The sequence below is a fragment of the Sphingopyxis sp. CCNWLW2 genome (genome assembly GCF_037095755.1).
GTDB lineage: Bacteria > Pseudomonadota > Alphaproteobacteria > Sphingomonadales > Sphingomonadaceae > Sphingopyxis.
Window position 1 is genome coordinate 1,262,092 of record NZ_JBAWKJ010000001.1, and the last position, 25,760, is coordinate 1,287,851.

27 protein-coding genes and 1 tRNA gene are annotated in these 25,760 nt (G+C 65.6%); 13 read left to right on the forward strand and 15 right to left on the reverse strand.

The genetic code is table 11. The annotated features are described in order from the left end of the window. The first annotated feature begins 15 nt into the window (after positions 1 to 15). Positions 16 to 1,218 (forward strand): acyl-CoA dehydrogenase, encoded by a 1,203-nt coding sequence (locus tag V8J55_RS05945; RefSeq protein ID WP_037514352.1) that lies wholly within the window; start codon positions 16 to 18, stop codon positions 1,216 to 1,218. Beyond that, positions 1,211 to 2,338, forward strand: coding sequence for a CaiB/BaiF CoA transferase family protein (locus V8J55_RS05950; RefSeq protein ID WP_336444747.1), 1,128 nt, complete (start codon positions 1,211 to 1,213; stop codon positions 2,336 to 2,338). Before V8J55_RS05945 ends, V8J55_RS05950 begins: the two co-directional genes overlap by 8 nt. Before the next feature lie 53 nt (positions 2,339 to 2,391). Here V8J55_RS05950 and V8J55_RS05955 read toward each other — a convergent pair whose 3' ends face one another. Next, complete coding sequence (locus V8J55_RS05955) at positions 2,392 to 4,842, reverse strand: TonB-dependent receptor (protein ID WP_336444748.1); 2,451 nt, start codon at positions 4,840 to 4,842, stop codon at positions 2,392 to 2,394. 204 nt (positions 4,843 to 5,046) lie between these two features. On the opposite strand from V8J55_RS05955, the gene V8J55_RS05960 reads away from it, so the two are divergent. Beyond that, on the forward strand, positions 5,047 to 5,697 hold the full coding sequence (locus tag V8J55_RS05960) for a TetR/AcrR family transcriptional regulator (RefSeq protein WP_037514356.1): 651 nt from the start codon (positions 5,047 to 5,049) through the stop codon (positions 5,695 to 5,697). Position 5,698: 1 nt separating this feature from the next. On the opposite strand, the gene metW is transcribed toward V8J55_RS05960, so the two are convergent. The 3 genes from metW to metX are packed head-to-tail and all read right to left on the reverse strand — an operon-like array spanning position 5,699 to position 7,838. Beyond that, positions 5,699 to 6,283: a methionine biosynthesis protein MetW gene (metW, locus tag V8J55_RS05965; RefSeq protein ID WP_336444749.1), complete on the reverse strand. Its 585-nt coding sequence runs from the start codon at positions 6,281 to 6,283 to the stop codon at positions 5,699 to 5,701. Then, positions 6,280 to 6,717, reverse strand: a complete 438-nt coding sequence (locus tag V8J55_RS05970) for a GNAT family N-acetyltransferase (RefSeq protein WP_336444750.1) — start codon at positions 6,715 to 6,717, stop codon at positions 6,280 to 6,282. Before V8J55_RS05970 ends, metW begins: the two co-directional genes overlap by 4 nt. After that, positions 6,714 to 7,838, reverse strand: coding sequence for a homoserine O-acetyltransferase MetX (gene metX / locus V8J55_RS05975; RefSeq protein ID WP_336444751.1), 1,125 nt, complete (start codon positions 7,836 to 7,838; stop codon positions 6,714 to 6,716). Before metX ends, V8J55_RS05970 begins: the two co-directional genes overlap by 4 nt. A 78-nt stretch (positions 7,839 to 7,916) precedes the next feature. Between metX and hisC the strand changes: the two genes are divergently transcribed. Together hisC and V8J55_RS05985 are read left to right on the forward strand one after the other, a co-directional pair. Continuing rightward, the gene (hisC, locus tag V8J55_RS05980) at positions 7,917 to 9,032 is read left to right on the forward strand and encodes a histidinol-phosphate transaminase (RefSeq protein ID WP_336444752.1); all 1,116 of its coding nucleotides are present in this window, start codon (positions 7,917 to 7,919) and stop codon (positions 9,030 to 9,032) included. After that, entirely contained in the window at positions 9,029 to 9,934 is a 906-nt protein-coding gene (locus tag V8J55_RS05985; protein ID WP_336445713.1) for a prephenate/arogenate dehydrogenase family protein, read from the forward strand. Before hisC ends, V8J55_RS05985 begins: the two co-directional genes overlap by 4 nt. Here V8J55_RS05985 and V8J55_RS05990 read toward each other — a convergent pair. The 4 genes from V8J55_RS05990 to ftsE are packed head-to-tail and all read right to left on the reverse strand — an operon-like array spanning position 9,931 to position 12,819. Beyond that, positions 9,931 to 10,653 (reverse strand): lysophospholipid acyltransferase family protein, encoded by a 723-nt coding sequence (locus tag V8J55_RS05990; RefSeq protein WP_336444753.1) that lies wholly within the window; start codon positions 10,651 to 10,653, stop codon positions 9,931 to 9,933. The genes V8J55_RS05985 and V8J55_RS05990 overlap by 4 nt on opposite strands. A 5-nt stretch (positions 10,654 to 10,658) precedes the next feature. Next, positions 10,659 to 11,189 carry a YdcF family protein gene (locus tag V8J55_RS05995; RefSeq protein ID WP_336444754.1) on the reverse strand — a complete coding sequence of 177 codons (531 nt, stop codon included), beginning with the start codon at positions 11,187 to 11,189 and terminating at the stop codon, positions 10,659 to 10,661. After that, positions 11,186 to 12,091: a cell division protein FtsX gene (locus V8J55_RS06000; protein WP_037514367.1), complete on the reverse strand. Its 906-nt coding sequence runs from the start codon at positions 12,089 to 12,091 to the stop codon at positions 11,186 to 11,188. The genes V8J55_RS05995 and V8J55_RS06000 overlap by 4 nt, the downstream gene beginning before the upstream one ends. After that, positions 12,088 to 12,819: a cell division ATP-binding protein FtsE gene (gene ftsE, locus V8J55_RS06005; RefSeq protein ID WP_336444755.1), complete on the reverse strand. Its 732-nt coding sequence runs from the start codon at positions 12,817 to 12,819 to the stop codon at positions 12,088 to 12,090. The genes V8J55_RS06000 and ftsE overlap by 4 nt, the downstream gene beginning before the upstream one ends. A 159-nt stretch (positions 12,820 to 12,978) precedes the next feature. On the opposite strand from ftsE, the gene V8J55_RS06010 reads away from it, so the two are divergent. Continuing rightward, positions 12,979 to 13,758, forward strand: coding sequence for a zinc-ribbon domain-containing protein (locus tag V8J55_RS06010; protein WP_336444756.1), 780 nt, complete (start codon positions 12,979 to 12,981; stop codon positions 13,756 to 13,758). A 31-nt stretch (positions 13,759 to 13,789) separates the two neighbouring features. On the opposite strand, the gene V8J55_RS06015 is transcribed toward V8J55_RS06010, so the two are convergent. After that, the gene (locus V8J55_RS06015; protein ID WP_336444757.1) at positions 13,790 to 14,824 is read right to left on the reverse strand and encodes a YeiH family protein; all 1,035 of its coding nucleotides are present in this window, start codon (positions 14,822 to 14,824) and stop codon (positions 13,790 to 13,792) included. 130 nt (positions 14,825 to 14,954) lie between these two features. On the opposite strand from V8J55_RS06015, the gene V8J55_RS06020 reads away from it, so the two are divergent. Further along, positions 14,955 to 15,031 (forward strand) — tRNA-Arg (locus V8J55_RS06020). 482 nt (positions 15,032 to 15,513) lie between these two features. On the opposite strand, the gene V8J55_RS06025 is transcribed toward V8J55_RS06020, so the two are convergent. The 6 genes from V8J55_RS06025 to V8J55_RS06050 all read right to left on the reverse strand — a co-directional run bounded on the left by V8J55_RS06025 (position 15,514) and on the right by V8J55_RS06050 (position 21,789). Then, the gene (locus tag V8J55_RS06025) at positions 15,514 to 16,509 is read right to left on the reverse strand and encodes a Csu type fimbrial protein (protein ID WP_336444758.1); all 996 of its coding nucleotides are present in this window, start codon (positions 16,507 to 16,509) and stop codon (positions 15,514 to 15,516) included. After that, positions 16,497 to 18,806, reverse strand: coding sequence for a fimbria/pilus outer membrane usher protein (locus V8J55_RS06030; RefSeq protein WP_336444759.1), 2,310 nt, complete (start codon positions 18,804 to 18,806; stop codon positions 16,497 to 16,499). The genes V8J55_RS06025 and V8J55_RS06030 overlap by 13 nt, the downstream gene beginning before the upstream one ends. A 48-nt stretch (positions 18,807 to 18,854) precedes the next feature. Next, entirely contained in the window at positions 18,855 to 19,598 is a 744-nt protein-coding gene (locus tag V8J55_RS06035) for a fimbrial biogenesis chaperone (RefSeq protein ID WP_336444760.1), read from the reverse strand. Positions 19,599 to 19,623: 25 nt separating this feature from the next. Further along, a complete protein-coding gene (locus V8J55_RS06040; protein ID WP_336444761.1) occupies positions 19,624 to 20,181 on the reverse strand; it encodes a Csu type fimbrial protein in 558 nt (185 codons plus the stop codon). Positions 20,182 to 20,208: 27 nt separating this feature from the next. Continuing rightward, complete coding sequence (locus V8J55_RS06045) at positions 20,209 to 20,712, reverse strand: Csu type fimbrial protein (RefSeq protein ID WP_336444762.1); 504 nt, start codon at positions 20,710 to 20,712, stop codon at positions 20,209 to 20,211. A gap of 399 nt (positions 20,713 to 21,111) precedes the next feature. After that, positions 21,112 to 21,789: a TetR/AcrR family transcriptional regulator gene (locus V8J55_RS06050; protein WP_336444763.1), complete on the reverse strand. Its 678-nt coding sequence runs from the start codon at positions 21,787 to 21,789 to the stop codon at positions 21,112 to 21,114. Between the two features lie 149 nt (positions 21,790 to 21,938). Here V8J55_RS06050 and V8J55_RS06055 point away from each other — a divergent pair, with 149 nt between their 5' ends. The 6 genes from V8J55_RS06055 (at position 21,939) to V8J55_RS06080 (ending at position 25,741) form a co-directional block, all read left to right on the forward strand. Continuing rightward, positions 21,939 to 23,105 (forward strand): amine dehydrogenase large subunit, encoded by a 1,167-nt coding sequence (locus V8J55_RS06055; protein WP_336444764.1) that lies wholly within the window; start codon positions 21,939 to 21,941, stop codon positions 23,103 to 23,105. Continuing rightward, entirely contained in the window at positions 23,105 to 23,623 is a 519-nt protein-coding gene (locus V8J55_RS06060; RefSeq protein WP_336444765.1) for a MauE/DoxX family redox-associated membrane protein, read from the forward strand. The genes V8J55_RS06055 and V8J55_RS06060 overlap by 1 nt, the downstream gene beginning before the upstream one ends. Continuing rightward, positions 23,620 to 24,210, forward strand: coding sequence for a redoxin family protein (locus tag V8J55_RS06065; RefSeq protein ID WP_336444766.1), 591 nt, complete (start codon positions 23,620 to 23,622; stop codon positions 24,208 to 24,210). The genes V8J55_RS06060 and V8J55_RS06065 overlap by 4 nt, the downstream gene beginning before the upstream one ends. A 66-nt stretch (positions 24,211 to 24,276) precedes the next feature. Then, entirely contained in the window at positions 24,277 to 24,837 is a 561-nt protein-coding gene (locus V8J55_RS06070; protein WP_336444767.1) for a methylamine dehydrogenase light chain, read from the forward strand. Beyond that, complete coding sequence (locus tag V8J55_RS06075; protein WP_336444768.1) at positions 24,837 to 25,280, forward strand: cytochrome c; 444 nt, start codon at positions 24,837 to 24,839, stop codon at positions 25,278 to 25,280. Before V8J55_RS06070 ends, V8J55_RS06075 begins: the two co-directional genes overlap by 1 nt. Further along, positions 25,277 to 25,741: a cytochrome C gene (locus tag V8J55_RS06080; protein WP_336444769.1), complete on the forward strand. Its 465-nt coding sequence runs from the start codon at positions 25,277 to 25,279 to the stop codon at positions 25,739 to 25,741. Before V8J55_RS06075 ends, V8J55_RS06080 begins: the two co-directional genes overlap by 4 nt. Positions 25,742 to 25,760 lie beyond the last annotated feature (19 nt).

A 25,760-nucleotide genomic window follows, 5' to 3' on the forward strand; every position in this document is an offset into this window, starting at 1 on the left:
GAGAAAGCCCGTTCCATGGCCCTCGCCGATCCGCAGCGCATCGAAGCGCTCGACCCGCTCGATCCCCTCCAGCTCGACGCCGAGCTCAGCGAAGAGGAGCGGATGGTTCGCGATACCGCGCGGTCCTATGCGACCGATGCGCTGTTGCCGCGCGTCACCTCGGCGTTTCTCGACGAGCGCTTCGACCGCGAGATCATGTCCGAAATGGGCGCGCTCGGCCTGCTCGGCGCGACGATCGATCCCGAATATGGCGGCGCGGGGCTGAACTATGTCAGCTACGGGTTGATCGCGCGCGAAGTCGAACGCATCGATTCGGGCTATCGCTCGGCCTGTTCGGTGCAAAGCTCGCTCGTGATCCACCCGATCAACGCCTATGGCAGCGAGGAGCAGAAGCGCAAATATCTGCCCGGGCTGACCTCGGGCGAACTCGTCGGCTGCTTCGGCCTTACCGAGCCCGATGCCGGCAGCGACCCTGGCGGGATGCGCACCCGCGCCGAAAAGATCGAGGGCGGCTATCGCCTGAAGGGCGCGAAAATGTGGATCACCAACTCGCCGATCGCCGACGTCTTCGTCGTGTGGGCGAAGTCGGAGGCGCACGACGGCGCGATTCGCGGTTTCGTGCTCGAAAAGGGGATGAAGGGCCTGTCGGCGCCGAAGATCGAGGGCAAGGTGAGCCTGCGCGCCTCGGTCACCGGCGAAATCGTCATGGATTCGGTCGAAGTCGGCGAGGATGCGCTGTTGCCGCATGTCTCGGGGCTCAAGGGCCCGTTCGGCTGCCTCAACCGCGCGCGTTACGGCATCGGCTGGGGCGCGATGGGCGCGGCCGAATTCTGCTATGAGGCGGCGCGCAATTATACCGGCGAACGCAAGCAGTTCGGGCGGCCGCTCGCGGCGAACCAGATCGTGCAGCTGAAACTGGCGAACATGCTCACCGAGATCGCGCTGGGGCTCCAGACCGCGTTGCGCGTCGGCCGGTTGATCGACGAAGGCCGCCTGATTCCCGACGCGATCAGCCTGCTCAAGCGCAACAATTGCGGCAAGGCGCTCGATATCGCGCGCGTCGCGCGCGATATGCACGGCGGCAACGGCATCTCGGCCGACTATCATGTGATCCGCCACGCGGTGAACCTCGAGACGGTGAACACCTATGAGGGCACGCACGACGTCCATGCGCTGATCCTCGGCCGCGCGATCACCGGCATTTCGGCCTTTGCCTGACCCAAAACCGCTGGCGGGCATCCGCGTCGTCGAACTGGCGCGGGTGCTCGCGGGGCCGTGGTGCGGGCAGTTGCTTGCCGACCTCGGCGCCGAGGTGGTGAAGGTCGAGCGGCCGGGCGCGGGCGACGACACGCGCGAATGGGGGCCGCCCTTTGTCACCGGTACGGATGGCGAAAATCTCGGCGCCGTCTATTATCACAGCTGTAACCGGGGCAAGATGGGCGTCGCGATCGATATAGCGACCGCCGAGGGGCAGGCTGAGGTGCGCGCGCTGATCGCCGACGCCGATGTCGTCATCGAAAATTACAAGGTCGGCGGGCTCGCCAAATATGGCCTCGATCCGGCGAGCTTGTGTGCCGACTTTCCGCGCCTGATCGTCTGTTCGATCACTGGCTTCGGGCAGACCGGGCCCTATGCGCACCGCGCGGGATATGATTTCATCATCCAGGCGATGGGCGGCGCGATGTCGCTGACCGGCGAGCCCGACGGCGCGCCGCAAAAGGCGGGCATCGCCTATGCCGACATCTTTACCGGCATGTATTCGACCGTCGCGATCCTTGCGGCGTTGCGGCGGCGTGACGCCACGGCGCGCGGCGCGCACATCGACATGGCGCTGCTCGACTGCCAGGTCGGGGTGCTCGCGAATCAGGCGGCCAATTATCTCGCGAGCGGGACGCCGCCCAAGCGGATGGGCAATGGCCACGCCAATGTCGTGCCCTATCAGGCGTTCGCGACCGCCGACGGGCAGTTGGTGATCGCGGTCGGCAATGACGGCCAGTTTCAGCGGCTCTGCACGATTTTAGGTGAACCCGACTGGGCCGGCGAGGCTCGGTTCGCGACCAACGCGGCGCGGCTCGCGAACCGCGGCGAACTGATCCCGCTGCTCGCGGCCAAAATTGCCGGCTGGGAGGCGCAGCCGCTATCGCTGGCGTTGGAGGCCGAGGGTGTGCCCGCGGGCCCTATCAACGATATCGCGGGGGTGTTTGGCGATCCGCAGGTGATCGCGCGCGAAATGCGTTTCCGGCCCGATGGCGCGTCGGTCGACGGGCTGGCGTGCCCGATCGTCATCGACGGCGAACGGATGGTCGCCGCGACCGGCGCGCCGCCGCTCGCCCCATAGAAAAAGGGGCGCCGCACCCGACGCCCCTTTCCCCCTTTTTTCCATATATCGGCTCAGAATTTGACCGTGCCGGTGACGAATACCTGACGCGGATTGCCGTAGAAGGCGGTAACCACGCCTTCTTGCCCCAGCGACGGGGCAATGCCGGGGACGCCGAAAGCGGGGTTGGGAGACCCATTGGCGAGGCGCGGGGCGGCCGAGAGTATCGGTTGTCCGGTGACCGGGTTCACGTTCAGGAACTGATATCCCGAAGTCTTGTACTGCTTGTCGAGAATGTTCTTGGCATGCAGGCCGATCGAGAAGCGCTCATCCTCGGCCGTCCAAACCAGGTTGGCATCCCAAAGCGCATAACCTTTTTGATCGAGGAAGGGGCTGGGCGTTTCGAACTGGGTCGTCTTGCTGCGATACGAAACCGTGGTCGACGCGTTGAGCAACCCCGACATGGCAGGAAACGCTGCCCCGAGCGTGCCCGATGCGGTCCATTCCGGCGTGTTCTGGATGCGGCGGTATTTAGCGATATCGGTGGGCACGCCGACGATGGCCGAATTGGGGGTGCCGTCGGCTTCGAAGAAGGAAAGGATCGTGTTGAACGACCGATATTTCGCGTCGATGTAGCCGAGTGTGCCGGCGAGTGTGATCGCCGAGCCGTCGCCGGCGAAATCGCGCGCCAGCGTGGCGGAGCTTTCGACTTCAACCCCCTGCAGGCGTGCTTTCGAGGCGTTGGTGGTGATCCCGGCGAAGGTTTCGAACACGCCATCGCCATTATTGTCGACGCCGACCGAACCCGGGATTTGCACATCCTTGTAATCGGCTCGGAAGGCGGTGATGGCAAGGCGCAGGCGGCGATCGAACAACGAACCCTTGTACCCTACCTCATAGCTATCCACCGTCTCGGGATCGAAAGTCAGGAAATTGAAAATCTCCTGATAGCTGCGCACGCCGTCGCGGTCGGTATCAAGTGCGCCGGTGGAGTTGCCGCGCGGGTCGAAACCGCCGCCCTTGAAGCCACTCGAATAGGACGCGTAGATCAGATGATCGTCGGTCGGCTTGAACGAAATCGAGGCGCGCGGGGTGAATTTGGTGAACTTGCGCGATCCCTTGAAATCGGAATCGGTGACCAGCGCGATGGGCGCATTGCCACCGAGTTGGGGGTCGGGCCCGAGAATGCGGCGTTGCTTCAAGATGCGCGCATCGCGAACGTCCGACGTGTAGCGACCGCCCAGCGAGATCGAAAGCTGGTCGGTTATGTCGTAGGTAAAATCACCGAACACAGACCATGTGTCGGTCTTCACCGTGCCTGCGGTGTAGGATGAAAACTGCGGGAAGCCGAGCAGGTTGCCCGTGGTGTAGAGCAGCACGTCGAAATTGGTGATGGCCGACGCGTCGAGATAGTAGAAACCGACCAGGCCGTTCAGCCGGTCGCTTTCGTAAAGTAGCTGGAATTCCTGGCTGATCTGCTCATTCTTGTAGATGCCGGGAACGTCGACGTCCACGGCCGGCAGCGCGTCGAAATCGATGGGGCCGAAACTGGTGTCCTTGCGCCAGGCGCTGATGCTGCGCACCGTGATCGTGTCCGACAATTCGGCCGAAACATTCATCGCGAGGCCATAAGCCTCGATATCCTGCTTGGGCGTGACGAGGCCGCCGCGGGTATCATAGACATCGTCGAGTACGGGGGTGCCGGTCCGGAGGCTGCGGATCAGGCGATGGCCACCGCGCGGCTGCGACTTGTCCTTGGTATAGTCGCCCGAAATGCGGATCAGGATCGGTTCGCCATAGCCGCCGAATTCGACGGTGCCGCGGCCCGCCCAGATATCCTTGTTATAATTGTCGAGGCCCGTGGTCAGATTCTTGCCAAATCCGCCGCGCGACAGCCGCGCAAGCGATCCGCCAACGCGGAGCAGGTCCCCGATGGGCGCGCTGGCGGTGATCACGCCTTCGGCCTGGTCATAGGTGCCATAAGTCGCGCGCAGCTTCAGCGAAAAGTCCTGCGGCAGCGTCTTGGTGACATATTTGACCGCCCCGCCAATGGTGTTGCGGCCATAAAGCGTGCCTTGCGGACCGCGTAGAATCTCGATCCGTTCGACATCATAGATATCGAGGACGGCGGCCTGCGGGCGGTTCAGATACACATCGTCAAGATAGATGCCGACACCCGCCTCGAACCCGCCGACCGGATCCTGTTGGCCAACGCCGCGGATGAAGGCGGTCAGCGTCGAGTTGGTCGCGCGCGAATTTTCCAAAGTGACATTGGGGGTCGTGTCGGAAATGGCGGTGATGTCGGACGCGCCCGACTGTTCGAGCGCTGCCCCCGAATAGGCGGTAACCGCAATCGGCACATCGAGCAGCGATTCTTCGCGGCGGCGTGCCGTCACGATGATCTCGTTATCGCCGGCGTCGGTCGCGCCCGCTTCCTGCGCGAATGCGGCGGGGGCGAAGGCGACCATGGAAAGCGCGCTGGTGGCAAGGATGGCACGACGTAGCGGGCGGGCGAAAGGACGCATATGACTCTCCCATGTGGCGGGTGACCCCTCGCCACCCTGTTTGCTTTTCTTGGGCTGGTGCTTGCCAAGCCGCGTCGCATCCAATAGTGAAACATGAACCAAGTTTCAACTTGGAATATGGCTCCGTCGCTTTTTGCTTGCCAGTGGTGCGGAAATGCCACGATGCAGGGGAAGCCGGACGGAGGGGGAGACGGAAAGGCAGTCATGGATCAGCCGCACACCGAGACGGGGCAGGCCGACACCGAGCGGAGCGCGGGTGACGCGCGCGACAAGACGCCGCGTACCGAGCGCGGGCGGCGGACGCTGCGCAAACTGCTCGATGCGGCGGCGATCGAATTCGGCGAGCGCGGATTTCACGAAGCGTCGATCAGCGCGATCACGCGCCGCGCCGGAACCGCGCTCGGCAGCTTCTACACCTATTTCGATTCGAAAGAGGAAATCTTCCAGGCGCTCGTCCGCTATATGAGCGAACGGTTACGCGACCATGTCACGCCGATCGTCCAGGCGGCGCCCGACGAGATCAGCGCCGAGCGCATCGGGCTCGAATCCTATCTGGGCTTCGTGCGCGCGAACAAGGAGATTTATCGCATCATCGATGAGGCCGAGTTTGTCGATTATGCGAGCTATCGCCGCCATTATGAAACCACCGTCGCGCGCGTGCGCCAGCGGCTGGAGAATGGCGCGGCGCGCGGTGAAATCCGCGATGACGTCAGCGAGATCCACGCGTGGGCGATCGGCGGGATGAACGTGTTTCTGGGGATGCGCTACGGATTGTGGGATACCGAGAGCGACATTTCGGAGATCGCGCGGATCGCCAACGACCTGCTCGCGAATGGGTTGAAGAAGCGCGACTGATTCAGCGCGAAATCAAGAAGATCGCATGTTCGGCGCGCCAGCTTGCGGCGGCGTCGCTTGCCGGCCTGTCGCCCGACAGGTGCCAGACGCGCTCGACCTTGATGCCCTTCGCGCGGACGAGGTCGCGAAAATCGCGGACCGTGACATGGTGGATGTTCGGCGTCTCGTACCAGGCGACGGGCAAGAGCCGCGTCACCGGCATCCGTCCGTTCCACAGCAAGGCGAGCCGGACGCGCCAATGCGCAAAATTGGGGAAGCTGACGAAGGCGCGCGGCGCGATGCGCAGCAATTCGTCGACGACGCGGTCGGGGCGCTCGGTCGTCTGGAGCGTTTGCGACAGGATCGCATAGTCGAAGGCGTCGTCGGGATAATCGGCCAGGTCGCGGTTGGCGTCGCCCTGCACGACCGACTGGCCGCGCGCGATTGCCGCGGTGACATTGTCGGGATCGATCTCCAGCCCGCGCGCATCGACCCCCTTGCCCTGGAGCGCGGCCATCAATTCGCCGTCGCCGCAGCCGACGTCGAGCACGCGCGACGCCCGGGGAACGGCATCGGCGATGATCGCCAGATCGGGGCGCAGCTTCATTGTCCGGTCTGCCTGTAGACGTCGGGGAAATGCCGCTGCATGAACGGCGTGCCGTCATCGACCGGGGTCCAGCCGAGCGCGGCATACAGCCCATGCGCGTCGCTGGTCGCGAGCATCCACCGCCGCAGTCCCTGCAGGTCGGGATGATCGTGGAGCGCGGTCACCATGCGCGCGGCGAGACCGTGTCCGCGATGCGCCTCGAGCACATAGACGTCGGCCAGATAGGCGAAGGTCGCGCGATCGGTGACGACGCGGGCAAAGCCGACCTGCTCGCCGCCCGGTGCGAAGATGCCGACGCACAGCGACCCGGAAATCGCGCGTTCGACCACGGCGAGCGCGATATTTTCGGCCCAATAGCTCTGCGCCAAAAAGGCGTGGATCGCGCCGACCTGCATGTCGGACGGGTCGAAGGACAGGCGATAGGTTTCACTCATGCCAGACCTGCCCGCAGGGACCCTGCGACGAGGCGATCGAGCGCCGGGACGTCGAGGAGGAAGCTGTCGTGGCCGAAGGGCGCCGACAATTCGACGAAGCTTGCCGCGGCGCCGACGCTTTGCAGCGCCTGCACGACGCGCCGCGATTCGGAGGTCGGATAGAGCCAGTCGGTGTCGAAGCTGACGAGCGTGAAGCGCACGTCCTTTGCGTTCGCGAACGCGCCCGCAAGCCGCCCGTCGTGCGGGTCGGCGAGGTCGAAATAATCCATCGCGCGCGTGATATAGAGATAGGCGTTGGCGTCGAAGCGGTCGGTGAAGGCCAGCCCCTGATGCCTGAGATAGGATTCGACCTGGAAATCGGCGTCGAAGCCGAAGCTCTTGATGTCGCGCGCCTGCAGGCGGCGGCCGAACTTCTCGGTCAGTCCCTCTTCGGACAGATAGGTGATATGCGCCGCCATGCGCGCGACGGCGAGGCCCTTGGTGGGTGCGCGCGCGCTGCCGTAATATTGGCCGTCCTGCCAATCGGGGTCGGCCATGATCGCCTGCCGCCCGACCTCGTGGAACGCGATATTCTGCGCTGAATGGCGCGCCGCGCTCGCGATGACGAGCGCCGAGGCGAGGCGGTCGGGGTAGGTCGCGGCCCAGGCGAGCGTCTGCATCCCCCCCATCGACCCGCCGACGACGGCATGAAGTCGCGAAATGCCGAGATGGTCGAGCAGCATCGCCTGCGCACGCACCATGTCGGTGATCGTGATGACGGGGAAGGCCATACCGAGCGGCGCGCCGGTCGCCGCATCGGGCGAGGCGGGGCCGCTCGTCCCCATGCAGCTGCCGAGCACATTGGCGCAGATGACGTGGAAACGGTCGGTGTCGATCGGCTTGCCCGGCCCGACCATGCGCGCCCACCAGCCGGGCTTGCCCGTCGCCGGATGGTCGCTCGCGACATATTGATCGCCGGTGAGCGCATGGCAGATCAGCACCGCGTTCGACTTGTCGGCGTTCAATGCGCCATAGCTTTGATAGGCGATCGTCACCGAGCTCAGCATCTGGCCGCTGTCGAGCGGCAGCGGCGCGGCGATCGTCACGCTGTGATGCCGGATATCGTGGAGCAGGCTCGCCATGATGCGGCGGGGCTAAGCGGGCGCGCGCACCCTGTCAACGTACTGGACTCGCGCAGCATAGCCGTTAAACGGCGCGGCATGACCGACGCGACCCAAAGCCTTCAGCCCAAGCCGTGGATCAGCGGCATTGCCCCCTATGTTCCTGGCAAATCCGCGGGTGCCGACGGGCGCCCGCTGATCAAGCTTTCGGCGAACGAGAATCCGCTGGGCACCGGCGAAAAGGCGCGTGCGGCGTTCGCCGCGGCGCAGGCGGCGCCCGATGCGCTGTCGCGCTATCCCGATCCCGGTTCGGTGGAGCTGCGCGAAACGATCGCGGCGAAGTTCGGGCTCGATCCGGCACGGATCATCTGCGGCAACGGATCGGACGAATTGCTCCACCTCGCGGCGGGCACCTATGCCGGCGTCGGCGACGAGATTCTGTACGTGCGCTACGGCTTCGCGGTCTATGAAATCGCTGCGCGCCGCGTGGGCGCGGTGCCGGTCGAGGCCGACGACAAGGATTATGCGACCGACGTCGATGCGCTGCTCGCCGCGGTGACCGACAAGACGCGCGTCGTCTATCTCGCCAATCCGAACAATCCGACGGGCACGCTCGCGACGCGCGAAGAGGTCGCGCGCCTCTATGCCGGGCTGCCGAAGAATGTGCTGTTCGTGATCGACCAGGCCTATTCGGAATATCTGTCCGCCGCCGAGGATGATGGCGGGCTCGAACTCGCAAAGACGCAGCCGAATGTGTTCGTGACGCGCACCTTTTCGAAGATCCACGGGCTCGCCGCCGAACGCATCGGCTGGGGCTATGCCGCGGCCGAAGTGATTTCGGCGCTGCACCGCATACGCCTGCCGTTCAACGTCACGCGCGCGGGGCAGGCGGCGGCGGTCGCGGCGCTCGGCGACGAGGAATTCGTCGCGCACAGCCGCGAGCATAATGCCGAATGGCGCGCCTGGCTGGCGGGCGAACTCGAAAGCCTCGGCAATCATGGCGTGCGCGTCGTGCCGTCGGCGTGCAATTTCCTGCTCGTGCTGTTCGAGGGCGATGTGAGCGCCGAGACCGTCTATAACCGGCTGATGGAGGCGGGTTATATCGTCCGCTGGCTGCCGGGGCAGGGACTGCCGAATGCGCTGCGCATGACGATCGGCACCGAGGACGAGACGCGCGGGCTCGCGGCGGCGATCCGCGCCGCGCTGAACGGCTGATGGCGATTGATCGCGTCGCGATTGTCGGGCTTGGCCTGATCGGTTCCTCGATCGCGCGCGCGATCGGGGAGCGGTTGCCGCATGTGACGGTCACCGGCCATGACGCCAGCGCCGACGTGCGCGGGGTCGCGCGCTCGCTCGGGCTTTGTGACACGATTGCCGACGACCCGGTCGTCGCGGTGGCCGACGCCGACCTTGTGATTTTGGCGGTGCCCGTCGGCCGGATGGCCGACGCGGCCGTTGCTATCGCACAGGGGCTGAAGGCCGACGCGATTATTTCGGACGTCGGTTCGTCGAAGGCGGGCGTTGCCGAAGCGCTGGCGAAGGCGCTGCCCGATCATGCCGTCATCCCGGCGCATCCGGTCGCGGGGACCGAGAATAGTGGCCCGGCGGCGGGTTTTTCGTCCTTGTTCGAAGGTCGCTGGTGCATCGTCACGCCGGACGCGAGTGCGTCCGAACACGCCGTGACGGCGGTGACGTCCTTCTGGCAGGCGCTCGGCGCAAAGGTCGAGACGATGGACGCCGCGCATCACGACATGGTGCTCGCGGTAACCAGCCATTTGCCGCACCTCATCGCCTATACGATCGTCGGAACCGCGAGCGAACTCGAAGAGGTCACCGAGAGCGAGGTGATCAAATATTCGGCGGGCGGTTTCCGCGACTTCACGCGCATCGCGGCGAGCGATCCGGTGATGTGGCGCGACGTTTTCTTGGCGAATAAGGATGCCGTGCTCGCGACCTTGCAGCGTTTCAACGAGGATCTGACCGTGCTCCAGCAGGCGATCCGCCGCGGCGACGCCGACAAGCTCGAGGACTGGTTTACGCGCACGCGCGCGATCCGGCGCTCGATCATCGAACAGGGGCAGGATGATGCGGCGCCCGACTTCGGGCGCAAGCATTAAGCGGCGGTTTCGCCCGTAAGCAACGCTTCGGGCGGGTTCAACGCGTTGATCGCGACACGCACGCGGGCCTCGGCGTCTTCGCGCGGCAGCCCCGCGGGGATCGTTTCGCCGACCTTGTAAGTGATCGTCCCCGGCCATTTGACCCAGCGGCGCGGCGGAAAGGCGAGGCCGCTGTTCACCGCCACCGGGATGACCGGAATATTGAGCAGGCGGTACATGCCGGCAAAACCGGGGCGTAGCGGCGGCGCTTCGCCGTGCGGGACGCGTGTTCCCTCGGCGAACAGCACGAGCGGGCGGCCTGCGGCGAGGGCCGCCTTTGCCGCACCGAGCATCGCTCGCATCGCCTTGCCGCCGCCGTCGCGGTCGACCGGGATCAAGCCGTAAAAACGCGCCGCCTGGCCCCAGACGGGGATCGAGAACAGCTCTTCCTTCGCGAATACCGCGGGATGCTTGAACAGCATCGGCTGTTCGACCGTTTCGAACGCCGATTCATGCTTGAAGACGTAGAGGACCGGGATGTCGGGCATCTCGCCCTCGACGACGATCGTCTGCCCGAGCAGGAAACGGCAGAAGATCCGGTGCGCCTGCGCCCAGATGCGGACGAAGAAAATCGTCCCGCGATGCGAGATCGGCAGCGCGATCACCCCGCCGATCGACGAGATGCTGCTCATCACGAAAAAGGCGATCCAGAACAGGATCGAGCGGCACAGGGCGATCATATATCTCACAGGCCGAGCAGCCCGCCCGCCAGTCCGGCCAGATATTTGTGATATTCGCGAAAGAGCGTCGCGAAATTGGGCTGGCTGCGCACCGCGTCGGGCAGGATCGTCACCTTGTCGCCGACCGCACGGCCGATTTCATATTCGGCGCGGCGCATATGCCAATCGGTGGTGATCAGCCGGATGCTCTTATATTTGCGGCGTTCTACCCAGGTCGCGACCTCGGTCGCGTTCGAGCGCGTATCCTCGGCCTCGAACCCCAGCGCGATGCAGCAGTCGAACAGCGAAACGGGGCGTTTATACGCGGCGGCGAGTTCGCGCGGCTTCACTTCGCGCGCGACGCCGCTGATGAGGAGGCGCTTGGCGTCGCCCGCCTCGAGCCGTTCGAGCGCGCGGTCGATGCGTCCGGGGCCGCCGGTGAGAACGACGATCGCGTCGGTCTTTCGCGCGTCGGCGGGCAGCGGCAGCAGCAGCGCGAACCATGCGAAGCCGAGCACCCAGGCCAGGAACAACAGGGAAATCAGGCGCTTGATCATAGAATCTTCTTGAGCGCCGCGAGCAAGGTCTGGCGCGCGGTGAGGGCTGCGAGCGCGATAGCCAATAGCGGCAGCGCCAGCAAGAGCGCCCAGCCTGCGGGGCCGAGCGACGCGGTCGCCGCAAGTCCCGCTGTGACCCCCGACCATTGCAAGCCGATCAGGAGCAGGATCGCGGCGGCGACGACGGTGCCCAGCGCGATGCCGTAAGCGGTGTCGATCGCGATGCGGCGCTGGAACAGCCGCGTGATCTGGCGGTCGGTGGCGCCGATCATGTGAAGCATCTCGATCGTCGTATAATGGGTGCCCAGCGCGGCGCGCGCGGTCATAATCACCACCGCGGCGCTGGCGAGCGTCATCAGCACCACCATGCCGCCGGCGATCCACGCGAGCGAGCGGATCAGCCGCGCGACCGGCCCCAGCCATTCGGCGTGCGGGATGATCCGCGCGCCGGGCGCCTCGCGCGCGACCAATGCCTGCAACTGGCGCATAGGGCCAGTGCGGTCCTCGCCGACAAAGTCGATGTCGACGAGCGCGGGCAAGGGAAGCGATTTCAGCACCGGGTCGTCGCCCTCGGCGGCGCCGAACCATTGCCCCAGCGTCGCCTGCAGCTCTTCGGGTTCGACCGAGCGCGCCGAGAGGACGAAGGGCTGCGCGGCGGCCGCCCGGCGGAGCGCCGCGGCCTGCTCGGCGCGCGTCACCGGGTTCGCGGTGACGATCTGGACGGTCACGCGCCCGGCGATTGCCGCGCCAATCGCATTCGCCGAACGCGCAAGCCCGACCCCGGCGGCGGCGGCGAGCAAGGTCAGCATCATCAGGATCGCGATCACCCACGGCGTCGGACCCGACAGCCGGCGGTCGGGAAGCAGGCGGCGATGCTGGACGGGAACGCGCGGGATGATCATGCCCGGTTCGCCGGTGGGTAACGTAGCGCGCCGGTGGGGTCGGAAAGCCGCCCCTTTTCGAGCCGCATCATCTGCGCATTTTCGATGCGGCTGATCAGGTGGATGTCGTGCGTCGCGACGACGACGGTGGTGCCGAGGCGGTTCAATGCCTCAAACAATCCCAGCAGACGCATCGCCATTTCGGGATCGACGTTACCCGTCGGCTCGTCGGCGACGAGCAATTGCGGCCGCGCGATGACGGCGCGCGCGATCGCGACGCGCTGCTGCTCGCCGCCCGACAGCGTCGCGGGGCGGGCATCGGCGCGATCGCCGATCCCGATCCAGCTCAGCATCTCGCCCACCGGGCCCGACAGATCCTCTTCGCTGACCCCCGCGATCCGCAGCGGCAGCGCGATATTGTCGCGCGCCGACAGATGCGGGATCAGCCGGAAATCCTGGAATACGACGCCGATCCGGCGGCGAAAGCCCGGAAGGCGGTGGCGCGGCATCGCGACCAGATCCTCGCCGAACAGGCGGACGATCCCGCGGCTCGGCCGCTGCGCGAGATAGAGCATCTTGAGCAGCGAGGTCTTGCCCGCGCCCGATGCGCCGGTGAGGAAATAGAAGCTGCCGGGCTGGAGGTTGAAGCTGATGTCGCTCAAAACCTCGGCATCGGGGCCATAGCGGAGCCCGACGCCGTCGAATTCGACCATCGCGCCGCCGGGCCGCGCCGGAGAGGCATCCGTCATGGCGTCGCCCGCGCGCGACGGCGCGCCAGCGTCAGGTCAAAGAACAGGGGCGCTGGTCCGCTCATCAGCCAGCATCTCGCACGGCTATCCACAGAGGACAAGACGGGAGTGGGCACGCGGCGCTTGCAACGCGCGAATCGGCGTGTTTAGAGGGAACCCATGATCCTTGCCTGCCCGTCCTGTCACACGCGCTATGTCGTTCCCGATACCGCGATCGGACCCACGGGCCGCACCGTGCGCTGCGCCAATTGCCGCCATAGCTGGTTCCAGGAACCCGCCGCGACACCGGTAGAGGCGGTCGTGGCGTCCGCTCCGAGCGCGCCGGAACCCGCCGCGACGCCTGCACCGGCGCCCGCTCCCGAAGCGGCGCCGCGACCGGTCGCGACCTATTCCGATTTTCCCGAACCCGATCCCGCGCCCGTGCGGGCTCCGCCGAGCTTTACGGCCGAGCCGACCCAACGCGCCACGCCTGTGATCGACGATGCGCCCTTGCCGTTCCGCCGGCCGCGGCGGAACCCCGCGAAGCGCTGGACGATCATCGCCGCGAGCGCGGCGGCGCTGATGATCACGGCGACCGCGGGGCTCATGTATTTCGGCCTGCCGGGCTGGGCGCAGGGTCTCGGCTTGCCGGGCGGGGTCGACGAGCCCGACCTGGTGATCGAACTGCCGCCGAACCAGGATCATCGCGAGCTCGCCGACGGGACGATCTATTTCGCCGCATCGGGGGTGATCATCAATCCGACCGACCGCGAACAGCGCGTACCGCCGATCCTCGCCGAACTGCGCGACGCGCAGGGAACGATCGTCTATAGCTGGACGATCAAGCCGCCGGTGCGAATGCTGCCGCCCAATGAAAAGGTCAATTTCAGCGAAGCGAAGCTCGACATTCCGCGGCGCGCGACGCAGTTGACCGTCAGTTGGGCGCTACCAAAGAGTTGAAATCCCAACGGTTTATCGTGACGTCACGGCGTCACAGGCTGAGCGCGGCGGCGAGCGAGAGCAGGAAACTCGTCACCGTCGCGACGATGATCGGCGCGAAGCTGCGCCACCCCTGATCGAGCAACAGGTGGAGCCGTGCCTTCATCGCGGTGGCGACGATGGCGAGCAGCAACAACGCTTGCGCGCCCGTCGCGGCGGCGTCCTGCGCTTGCTTGGGAATGGCGATCAGCGAATTGAGCGCCGCTACGCCAAGGAAACCCAGAATGAACCAGGGGAGGCGCAGCGGGATGCGCCCTGCGTGGTCACCCTCGCCGCTGCGGCCGAGCCAGAGCGCGACGAGCATCAGCATCGGCGCGAGCAGCGCGACGCGCGCCAGCTTGACGATCGTCGCGACCTCGCCCGCTTGAGCTGAGAAGGAAAAGCCGCCGCCGATCGCCTGCGCGACGTCATGGATCGACGCGCCGATCAGGAATCCCGCCTGCGCATCGGTCAGGCCGAGCTCGGCGGCGAGCACGGGATAGAGCGTCATCGCGAGCGCGCTCGCGACGGTGATCCCGACGAGCGTCAGCGTGAAGCGCGCCTGATCGACGCGTTTGTCGCCGATCAGCGAATAAAGCGCGAGCGCCGCCGATGCGCCGCAGATCGCGGTCGCGCCGCCCGCGAGCAGCGCGGCGTGGCGATCCTGCGCGAACAGCCGCGCGCTCGCCACGGTGATGACGATGACGGCGAGCATGATCAGGACGAGCAAGGTGAAGGGCAGCGGCCCGAGCTCGGCGAGCTGTTCGGCGGTGATGCGCGCGCCGACGAGCACGATCCCGATACGCAGTGCGGTCTGCGACATCAGGTCGAGTCCGGCGTGGGTGCGCTTGTCCTGCGACAGGAAGGAGAGGGCGAGCCCGATGAGCAGCCCCATCAGCACGATCGGCGCGGCATAATGGTCGGCGAGCCACGCCGCGGCGAGCGCGGCGATGGCGGTGACGAGGATACCAGGCAGATAATCGCGCCAGCGCCGCCGCGCCGGCGGATGCGCCTCGAGCTGCATTTCGCCATAAAGATCGGCGGCCATCGGCCAACTTTGTTCGGATGGCGTCACGCTATGTCCCCGATGCTCATGGCGCCGCTTCGCACATCGCCGCGCGTCGGTCGATAGGCCATTGCTGGCACGGCGCGGGCTTGCTAGAGGCCGCGCTCTATCAGCACCCGTAGCTCAGCTGGATAGAGCGCTGCCCTCCGAAGGCAGAGGCCAGGGGTTCGAATCCCTTCGGGTGCGCCATTTCTTATTATATTTCAGTTGCTTGGCTGGATTCCGGATGTGGGTCTGGGAGCCAGTATTTTGCCAGGTAAGCACCTCGTTCGTGAAGCAATGCTATTACGCGCTGAATTTGGCGCGCGGCGGCCCGAATCGAAGGAAGCGCTGGTCCATGATTTCAATGCTTTAGAAACACTCTGAAAATCTTCGAAGATCGACCCCTGCCTTCGATGGAAATGCATCCAAATACGCCGACGGCCGCCCAACATGCTCGCCGATTATCCAGAGTTGCTCATGGCCGGGCATGGCAACTTTGCGCCCGCTCCAGGCTATTCGAACTTGAACGTGCTGACCCAAAAGCCGTCATTCGACATGTAGGCGGGAAACTCTTGGCGATATCGGTTTCCGTCCATGCCTTTCGTCACCGGAAGTCGATACCGAAGAGCCACGATGCCTGCGATCATTCCCTTGCAAAGCGGACGAGGTTTCGGATTGCGGTTCACGAGTCAAAAGGCGACGTCGACTAGGATGGTATCGGTATAAAGCCCGGGTGGCGGGGTGGCCTGGCCGGCCAGGATAGCAGCGCGATAGCCGAATTCCTGCGTGGTCACCGAATCATAGATGCCCGGATTGGTGTCGGCCGTTCCACTCCCACGCCGGGCGCTGCCGACCGATCCCCACCGGTCGGGCGAGGTGGTGGTCTTGTAGATTTCATAGCGCAGATAGTCGCTGCCGCTGCGCATGCGCCGCACGCCATTGTCGGGATTATTGCCGTCGCCGAGGCCGACGGTGTAGGCCGCTCCCGCGCTGCAGCGGATCAATATGGTGCGCGTGATCGGGTTGAAGCTGCCGGCGAGCGGCGCCGTGCCGAAGCTCGCATTGGGCGCGGTGATGATGCAGTCATTCTCCACCGTCAGCTGGACATTGACCCGGACCGCGACGCCGCTTCCCCATGTGGTCGGCGGACCCAGAATCGGGCGGACGAAGCCGGGGCTGCTCGAATGGGCGAGGCATACGGCGACGCCCAGCGAGCAGACCGAATAATACCAGCGCAAATCGAGAAAGCCGGAATAGTCGCCCGCGCGCAAGCCGGGAGTGGCGGCGGTACGGAAATAGATGGGGACGCTGTTGTTCGTGCCGGCGAAGAGGCTGACGAGGCTGGTCGAGGACAGGTCCTGGAAGTTCCCGACCGTCAGCGGTGGGCCATTGGCGGTCAGCGCGGCGGTGTAGGCGATCGTTTGTCCGGTGGGGCCGGTGAGCTGGAAGGTCGATGCATCGACGCGCAGGCCGACATAATGGGTGGCGAGCGCGGCGAGGACGATGTTGCATTGGAGGCCGGCCGAACCGCTCCCCTGCTGCGGCGTCGTGGCAACGGCATATGAGCTCGCGTTCCCCAGGCTGGTGCTCGTGGTGGAGGTCGTGCAAGCCGAGGCCTCGCTGGGTATCATCGTCGCGACCGTCAGTGCGGACAGTGCGCGGACGGCGCGCATCAGCGTCGACATGTCAGTTCCCCCAGTTCGATAATGTCGTCGGCCTTCGGGTCGGCGGCGAAGCTCACGTGGCAGGTGCCGCCATCGGGCAGCTCGATCTGCACCCGATTGTCGGCCGCCGCCCGTTCGACAAAGAGTATTCCGTCCCAGCCGACATAAGTGGACAGTGTGCCGTTGATGGTTGCCGCCGCCCCGGCGGGCAGCGGCTCGCCGGAGACGGTCCTGATCGTCGCGCGGGCCGCGGTCACACGCTCGACCGGGAATTTGATGATATGGCCGCTGCCCGCCGCGACGGCGACGCGCTGGCTGACCACCGGTGCCCTGACGTTGGCAGGGAGCGACAGCGTATCAATATCGTAGCGCCCGGGATAATAGGCGCTCGCGGTGGGGACGAGCAATTGACCGTTCGCGTTGGTGGTGCCGATCAGCTGGTTTTCATAGCGCACCGGAATCCCCGGTTCGCCATTGGTGCTGACGACCGCAAAGGCGTCGGAAACGCGATTGGCGGCGAAGACGGCGTCGTCCATGAACACGAGCGAGCCGCTGATGCCGAGCCATCCGGTGACCTTGTCGCGCCCATAGGCGCCCGCGCGCAGCTGAACCGGCTGCAATCGCCAGGTCATGTCGCCGCGCCAATAGGGGCTGGCGCCGTCTTCGCTCACCGCGCTCGCATTCCATCCGAAACCGCCCTCGACCGGCGCCGCGCGCGAATAATCGGCGCGCAGCCCGGTGCGTCCGTTCTGATCCTGTACGATGCCGGCGCCGAGTATGCCGCCGCCCAGCGGGACGCTCAGGGTCAGCGCGCCCGACCAGCTCCGTTCGACAAATTCGCGCGATAGCGAGGCGTGGAGACGGCTTTCGCCCCAGAGGGGAAGAGCCCAGGCGATGTTCGCGAGCCGCGCATCGCGGGCCAAGGCCCGCCGAAAATCGAAATAGCCGATTCCGAGCGTGCCCGCGGGTCCGAGCGACAGGCTGGCCGTCGCCGCCGTCAGCCGTTCCCAGCCGCCGCGACCCTCGCGGTCGAGCAGGCCGAGATCGGTATAGTCGCCGTCGCGCCGGCGGTGCCGTAGCCCGATCGAAAAGCCGCGGGTCTGATAGTCATAACCGATGGTTGCCTCGCCGCCATTGGACCCGTCGCGAAAGCTGCGGCTGTAGGATGCGCTGACGGTGCCGAAATTGCCGAGCTTGACGACCGCGCCGCCGCCCGCAAGCTGCATGTCGTCGGCGACCTCCGCGCGCACTTCGAGCGTCAGGCCGTCGGTCACGCCATGGCGCGCCGAAGCGCTGGCGGCGAGACCGCCATAGTCGAAATTCTTCATGCCATAGTTGCGGCGAAAGGCGCCGAAGGCGGCGGCATAGTCGGTGAGCCCCGGGCGCAGCAGCGCGCTGCTGATATAGAAGGGCATCGTAGTCGAGACACTGCGTCCGTGCATGTCGGTGACGATCAGATTGGCCTCGCCATAGCCGTTGATCGGCGGCAGCGTATCGAGCGCGAAGGGGCCGGGGTTCACATCGGCGCCGGCGACCCGCTGGCCATGGACAACGAGGTCGACGGTCGAGGGCAGCGCGGCGCTGCCGGCGAATTCGGGAAGCGGATAGGTGACGACGTCGGGGCGCACCGAAAAGTCGCGCGAGATCTGGAGCCCGCCCAAACGGATCGCGGGCGCCCACGGCAGGCTGCGCGTGATGATGTCGCCCGCCTCGATTGTCGTCATGCTCCGCTCGTCGGACCAGCGCCAATAGGTGTCGAAACGAACATAGTTTTTTGCGCTGCCCGACCGCAGCGCGCCCGTCGTCGAGATGATGCCTGCGGGGCCGAATATGCGGGCTTCGTGCCACACCGACGCCTGGACTGGCGCCATGTCGCCGCCGCTGACATAGGCGTCATAGTTGAGCAGCGCACCGAGATCATATTGCGCCCGCTCGAAACGGCGCTTTTCGCGGCCGACACGCTGGGCGGACAGATATTCGGGCGATACGGTCAGGTGCAATTGCTGGCGCGGCGCGTCATAATCGGCACGAAGACCTTCGAGGCTGTCGAGGAACAGCGTCTCGCTCGTTGTTTGAAGCAAAATCCCGGCGCGGCGCATGTCCGCGGTGCGAAGCTGGAACCGCGAACCCTGTTTCACGGCTGGCGCCACGATACCGCTGCGCATGCCGTTGACGAACAGCTCGAGTTCGAGCCGCTGCTCCGCGGCGGCGTCGATGTGCTGTGGCGGGGGCGGCAGGTCGCCATAACCGTCACGCCCTGTTTCTGCACCGGCCGCGTGAGAGAAACCCGGCACCAGCAGCGCGCCTGCGAATATCATCGCCCATCGGGAATGCGCCGGCAGATGGAGCGAGCCGGCCATGAAGCACTATTCGTGCCGGCGCTCGATACGAACGCCGGCCTTTCCATTGACCGTCGCGACCAGGTCGCCGGTGCCGCCGACATTTCCCGGCAGCGGCCAGCGCATCGACGCGCCCGGGAGGACATATCCGAGCAAACCCCCGGCGACGGGCGACTTTTGTGGACCGGTGACAAAACCGACGTCGGTCAGCTGTGCATGGCCGGTCCCGCCGTTCTGGATTTCGAGGAAGCGGCCCCCGGCATCCGCACCGGCGCGCCAGGAGATTTGCGGCGCCGGTGCGGGCGGCTTGACCTTGCCGTCGCCGCGTGGGGGATAAGAAAAAAGCGGCAGCGAATAGCGCATGCGAAAGCTCACCGAAGCGCCCGGAGCGGCCGATTCCCGCGCGACCGGGATTTCGTCGACGACCACCCGATAGGGTTTTTCCGCGACCGCGGCGGGCGATGCGGTGCGCGTCAAACGGATCAGCTGCCGCTGTCCCGGTTCGATGCTGACGATCGGCGGCGTGCCGATGACGTCGCTCTGCTCGGCGTAGAGGTTGCGGCCGTCCTGCTGATCCCAGGCGTAGACGCGGACTTGCAGCGTGATCGGCGCCTTGCCCGGATTTTCGAGCCAGAGCGCCGCGGCGCGCGCATCGCCCTCGATGACCGGATTGACCGGCCAGATCAGCAGCGAGCCGGGCTGCTGTGCCCCGGCGGAAGCGGCGGCGGCGAGCAGCGCCGGTGCGACCATGAAGAGAAGGCCCTGATTCATCGGCGTGTCTCCAAAAGGCGGGTGGTCACCATGTCAGCGTGACCGTGAGCGTGTCGGTATAGGTGCCCGGGACCAGCCCGCCGAGCAGGGTAAGCGACGCGAAGAGCGGCAGGATCACATCCTCGCTATTGGTCCCAGTTACCGCGATCGTGGCCGAGCCGCCGATCGCGATCGGCTGGTTGCAGGCGGCGTCACGGCACAGGGCATAGGCGATCCGCGCCGCCGTATCGCTGCCGCGCTGCAAGTGGCGCGCGCCGGTGGCGGCGTGGCTGCCGCCATCGACACCCATCATCAGATTGACGCCGGGGGTGCAGCGCAGGCGAATCCCTTGCGCCGTCGTCGTCGTCGCCGTGTGCGTGGCGGTCGAAAAGGTCGAATCGACCCCGAAATCGAGTGTTCCGATCGTGCCGGCATGCCCGCTGCTGCCGAGCCCGTCGACGAGGCAGCCTGGCGCGATCTCGGCCGAAACCTCGAACTCCGCCGTCGTTTCGGCCCGCGATGCCGGAATGTTACTCACGCACGCGAGAAGGGCGGCCAGCGAGGTCAGGGTGATCCGCGGTCTCGGTCGGAGCGTGCGGGTCATGGGCCTGAGTCCCTCTGGGCCGATCCCCTAAAGCTCGAGCACCACCGTGATGATGTCCGAATAGACGCCAGGGGTAAGCCCCGCTTCGCCAAAGGCGCGGGCGTAGACATTCACGGTTTGCTGGGCGCCGCCCCCGGCGAGGCTGACGTCGCCGCCGACCGGAATGACGGTGTTGCGGCCGGCGTCCGAATAGAGATTGTAGGTGACGAACCGCCCGGCGTCGGTCTGGTGCTCCATCGCGTGGAGCCCCGCACCGGCGCCCTCGCCATCATTCAGTCCGGCATTGAATGACAGCACGGGCGTGATGCCGTTGCTGCACTGGACCGTGAAGGCGGCGCCGCCGCTCAATATTAGCGCGTCGGCCTGCGAGAAAAGCGTGTTCTCCGTGCCGAAATCGAGCGTACCGAAATCGGCACCTGACGTCCCGTCATCGAAGTTTTGCCCGTTAACTATACAGCCTGCTTCGAGCGTAATCGTTGCATCGACCGTTCCGGTTATATCTGCATGCGCCGGAGATACAGTAAAAGCCATGACAGCTAGGGCTGTTAGTGAGAATTTAGTTTTCGCGGTCATAATGAAAACTCCTCAAAAGGACTAGATCCTTTCAATTCGTCTTCCCCACAAGACTCGTCCATGTATAGAGAAAAGAGGTTAATAAACTTTCATCTCAAATTTAGACAAAGATCTTGGAAGTATATAATTGATCTAAAAGAAATTTCTATATAATTGTTATATATCAAAGGCTTGAGAAAGTTTCTTTGTGATTCAGTGTCTTGAATTTGGATCATCAGGCGCATCGTCCGATGATGGGCGCGACGAAATCGATACAATGTCCGCTTCGACAGCGATCAATTCAAAATTTGCCAGTCCGCAAACGGCCACACGTCCCGCCGCGGACTCGGCTGCTTGATCCTTTCTGCGCGGTGTCGCTCAGGTGGCTGAAGCTCCGGAAACGATCTTTATCTCTCCCGGGCGCAACGTTCGCGCGAGATGGACGAACGAGCGGCGCGCGATTGTCTCGAGCATCGGCATCTGCGCGTTCCACGGCTTTTCGAACCCTGCGAACATCGTCAGCCCTTCCATCGACCCCGAGATGAACAGCGCCAGTATCTGGCGCTCGTCGTCGGGCAGGGCGGGGTTGATCTCGGCGATCAGTTCGTTGAGCGAAACGCGTGCGCGCTCGTAAAGCTCGTTCATCCGGTCATGGACAAAGGGGTCGTGGTTCGCCATCGCCCATAGTTCGGGGAAGAAGCGCGTCGTCTTCTTGGTCGTGATGTCCTCGAGGATCAGCGTCACGAGATTTTCGAGGCGCGCCTCGGCGGTGGCGCCGGGCGCGTGGATGATCTCGTCGAACGATTCCTCATAGCTCGAGATCACCGCGTTGAGCAGCTCGCGGATCAATTCCTCCTTCGAGCGGAAATAATAGTTGAGGTTGCCGACATTCATTCCCGATTCGGCGGCGATGCGGCGGAGCGTCAGCGCGGCCGATCCCTGATTCACGAGCAGCGCCAGCGCGGCGCGGAGAATATGCTCGAAGCCATCCTGGCCGCGGGCATAGCCCCCGGTCCGCGGTGTGATTTTCAGGTCGGGAACAATGAAATTCGTCAAGATTCAGCAGCCTCCGGCGCTTTCGTAACCGCCTTCCGTCCTTTGGACAAGTGACCTAATTTTGACGCTTGACTAAATTTGGACATATGAACAATATCAGTCCGAATCGGCCGTCAGAGCCATTGTCATCAGGAAGAGGGAGTGCCGGGATGCTGCGCATCGCGAAGGGAGCGGCTTTTGCCGTATTGATGATCTCTGCCAGTGTTTCGGGCGCTGCCAATTATCCGCAGCCGTTGCCCGAAGAGCCGGTTCCAACCGTCACCGAGCTGCCCGAACGTTATCCCGCGAGCTGGGTCTTTGTGCACGACCTGCATTTCAACAGCCTGCCCGACGGGCGCGCCGCGATCGTCGACGTCGGGGCCGAAAACAGCAATATGCGCGGCCAGATTCCCGTCGCGCAGTTCGGCAATATCCTGCCGTCGACGTCGCGCGGCGAAATCTATGTCGGCGAAACCTTCTATTCGCGGCTGACACGCGGCGAACGCACCGACGTCATCACCATCTGGGACACCAAGACGCTCGCACCGAAGGACGAGATTGTCCTGCCCGGCGGCAAGCGCGGGTTGTTCGTGACGCTGCGCAACAGCCTGCAACTCACCAATGACGAAAAATGGGCGCTCGTCTTCAACTTCACGCCGGGGTCGTCCGTGACTGTGGTCGACCTCGATGGGCGCAAGATATTGTCGGACGTCGACCTGCCGGGATGCTCGCTCGTCTACCCCACCGGGCCGCGCGGCTTCACCTCGCTCTGTGCCGACGGCACGATGACGAGCATCGCGCTCGACGTGGCGGGGAAGGCCGGCCCCGCCGTCACCAGCGCGGCATTCAACGATATCGATGACGACCCGCTATTTATGACCCCGGCGATGATCGGGCGGACCGGCTGGTTCGTCAGCTTCAGGGGCAATCTGCGGGCGATCGACTTTTCGGGCGCGGCGGCAAAGGATCTTGGCGGCTTTTCGATCCCGAAACAGGCGGGCGGCGAACCCGAGTGGCGCCCCGGCGGCTGGCAGGTCATCTCGGCGGACCGCGCCGGCCTGCTTTATGTGCTGATGAACCCGAAGGGGGGCGAAGGGTCGCACAAGGATGGCGGGACCGAGGCGTGGGTGGTCGACCCGAAGGCCAAGACGCTCGTTCGCCGCATCGCGCTCAAGAATCACAGCGTTTCGATCGAGGCGACGCAGCAGGAAAAGCCGCTGCTCGTCGCGGCGCGCCCCGACGGGTCGCTCGACATCTATGACGCAGCGAGCGGCGCCTTCGTGCGGACCGTCGCGAGCGTCGCGCACGATCCGATGACGATGACGGCGGCGCGCTGATGTCGGCCGTCTTTTCGGTTCTCGCGCTGTTCCTCGCGACCGTGCTCGCGGTGGCGGCGGCGCACAAGCTGGCCGAGCGGGCGCGGCTGACGCGGGCGACCGCCGGGTTGCTGCGACTTGCCCCGGCGCTTGCGATGCCTGTGACGATGGCGGCCGCGGCGGTCGAGTTCGCCGCGGCGCTGGCGCTGCTTCTTCCCGCGTCGCGGCCGGCGGGTGCGCTGCTCGCCGCCTTGCTGTGGGCCGGATATGGCGCCGCGCTGCTCGCGGCGCGGCGGCGCGGCGAGGGCGGTATCGATTGCGGCTGCGACTTCGGTGCGCGGCGGAGCGGTATCGGCCGCTTCACGATCGGCCGCGCTTTCGCGCTCGCCGCCGCCGCGCTCGCACTTTTCGTCTCTCCCGCAGGGGGCGGCGGCATCGACATCCAGTCGGTTTTCGCCGCCCTCGCCTTTGTCGCGCTGCTCTTCGCGGCCGGCGAAATCGCCCATCTTCCCGCCAACAGCCGGAGTGCCGCCCGATGACCGGATTTTTCCTTGCCTCGCAAATCCTGCTGTGGATCGCGGTCGCGGTACTCGGCGTTCTCGTCGCGGCGCTCGCGCGGCAGGTTGGGGTACTCCACGAACGCATCGCGCCCGCGGGTGCGCTGACGCTGCACCAGAAGGTGAATGTCGGCGACAAGGCGCCCGAAATGACACTGCGGACGCTCGAAGGAAAGGACGTTGCGATCGGCGGCAAGCGCGAGCGGCGCGGCCAGCTCATCTTCTTTCTCTCGCCCGATTGCCCGGTGTGCAAGACGCTGTTGCCCGTCGTCCGCTCGGCGAGGGGCGCCGAGCGCGGCTGGCTCGACGTCGTGCTCGCGAGCGACGGCGAGCCCGCCGCGCATCGCCGGCTGGTGATGGCCGAGGGGCTGGCCGGGTTCGACTATGTCCTGTCGGAAGAGCTCGGCCGGTCACTCGGCGTGTCGAAGCTCCCCTATGCAGTGCTGATCGACGAGGCGGGCAACATCGCCTCGCTCGGCCTCGTCAACAATCGCGAGCATCTCGAAAGCCTGTTCGAGGCCAAGGAACGCCGCGTCGCATCCATTCAGGAATATCTCGCGCGCGGATGAGCGCGCGGGGCCAGGAATATCTCGCGCGCGGCTGAGACCGCACGGCGCGACAGGAAGGGGACGGAAATGTCGGGATTGGACAAATTTTCGGAAAAGATGACGCGGCGGGTCGCGCGCGCGACGTCGCGGCGCAGTCTGCTGACGCTGATCGGCGGCGCGCTAACCGGCGCGGCGGTGATCCCGGTGCTGCCGGTGTCGCGCGCGCAGGCCCAGGGGCATGGCCATGGCGGCGGCGGCGATCCGGTCGCGCCGCAAACCACAGGCAATCCACAGGATCCGGGCGACCAGACGCAATGCGATTACTGGCGCTATTGCGCGATCGACGGGTTCCTGTGCAGCTGCTGCGGCGGCACGGCGTCGAGCTGTCCGCCGGGCACCGAAATGTCGCCCATCACCTGGATCGGCACCTGCCAGAACCCCGCCGACAATCGCGCCTATATCATCAGCTACAACGACTGTTGCGGCAAATCCTCGTGCGGGCGCTGCCTGTGCAACCGTAACGAGCGCGACCGGCCGATGGTACGCCCACAGGCGAACAACGACATCAACTGGTGTCTCGGCACGTCGAGCGCGATCTACAACTGCTCGACCGCCGTCATCCTCGGCGTCGCGCTGGAGCCGCAATGATGCGGCGGTTTGCCTTCACCCTGATGCTCGCGGGACTGGCCGCAACCGGCCCCGCGCTGGCGGCCGACGATGGCGCGACGATCTACAAGCGTTGCGCGGCGTGCCACCTTGGCAATGGCGCGGGGGTTCCGGGCGCATTCCCGCCGCTGAAGACCGATGTGCGTTCGCTTGGTGCGACCGCTGCGGGACGCCGCTATCTCGCGCTGGTCGTGATCCGCGGCGTGTCGGGACCGATCACCGTCGAAGGGAAGGCCTATCGCGGGACGATGCCCGCGCAGGCCGGCCTCAACGATGCGCAGGTGGCGGCGGTGCTCAACCATGTCGTTCGCGGCGGATCGGCCAAACCCTTCACGCCGCGCGAGATCGCGGGATATCGTGCCGGCAGCGCGGGCCTCAACTCTGCCGCGGTCGGTCGGCTGCAGCCGAAGGTCGGCGGCAAATGAAATGGCTGGCCGTTCCCGCGCTGATCGTGGCGACCGGGGCGGCCGTGGCAACCCCGGCGTGGAGCGGGCCCGAGACGATCCCGGGCGTGACCAATCCGGCGCGCGCGCGGCAGAACTGGATCCTCTCGTGCCAGGGATGCCACCGGGCCGATGCGACGGGGACGCCGCAAACGACGCCGACGATGGCCGGCTTCGTCGCGAAGTTCCTGCACCTGCCCGGCGGGCGCGAATATCTGGTGCGCGTGCCGGGCGTCGCAACCGCGGCGCTGTCCGATGCCGACCTCGCCGAAGTGGTGAACTGGTCGCTCGTGCGGTTCGATGCCGCGAACGTCCCGGCGGATTTCAAACCTTATACGCCTGCCGAAGTGGGGCAGCTGCGGCGGAAACCGCTGCGAGCGGAAGCAATGGCGGTGCGCGCGGGCATGGTCGCGCGCATGTCCGAGGAAAAACAACAGAAATAGAGAACAGGGGAGGATTTCG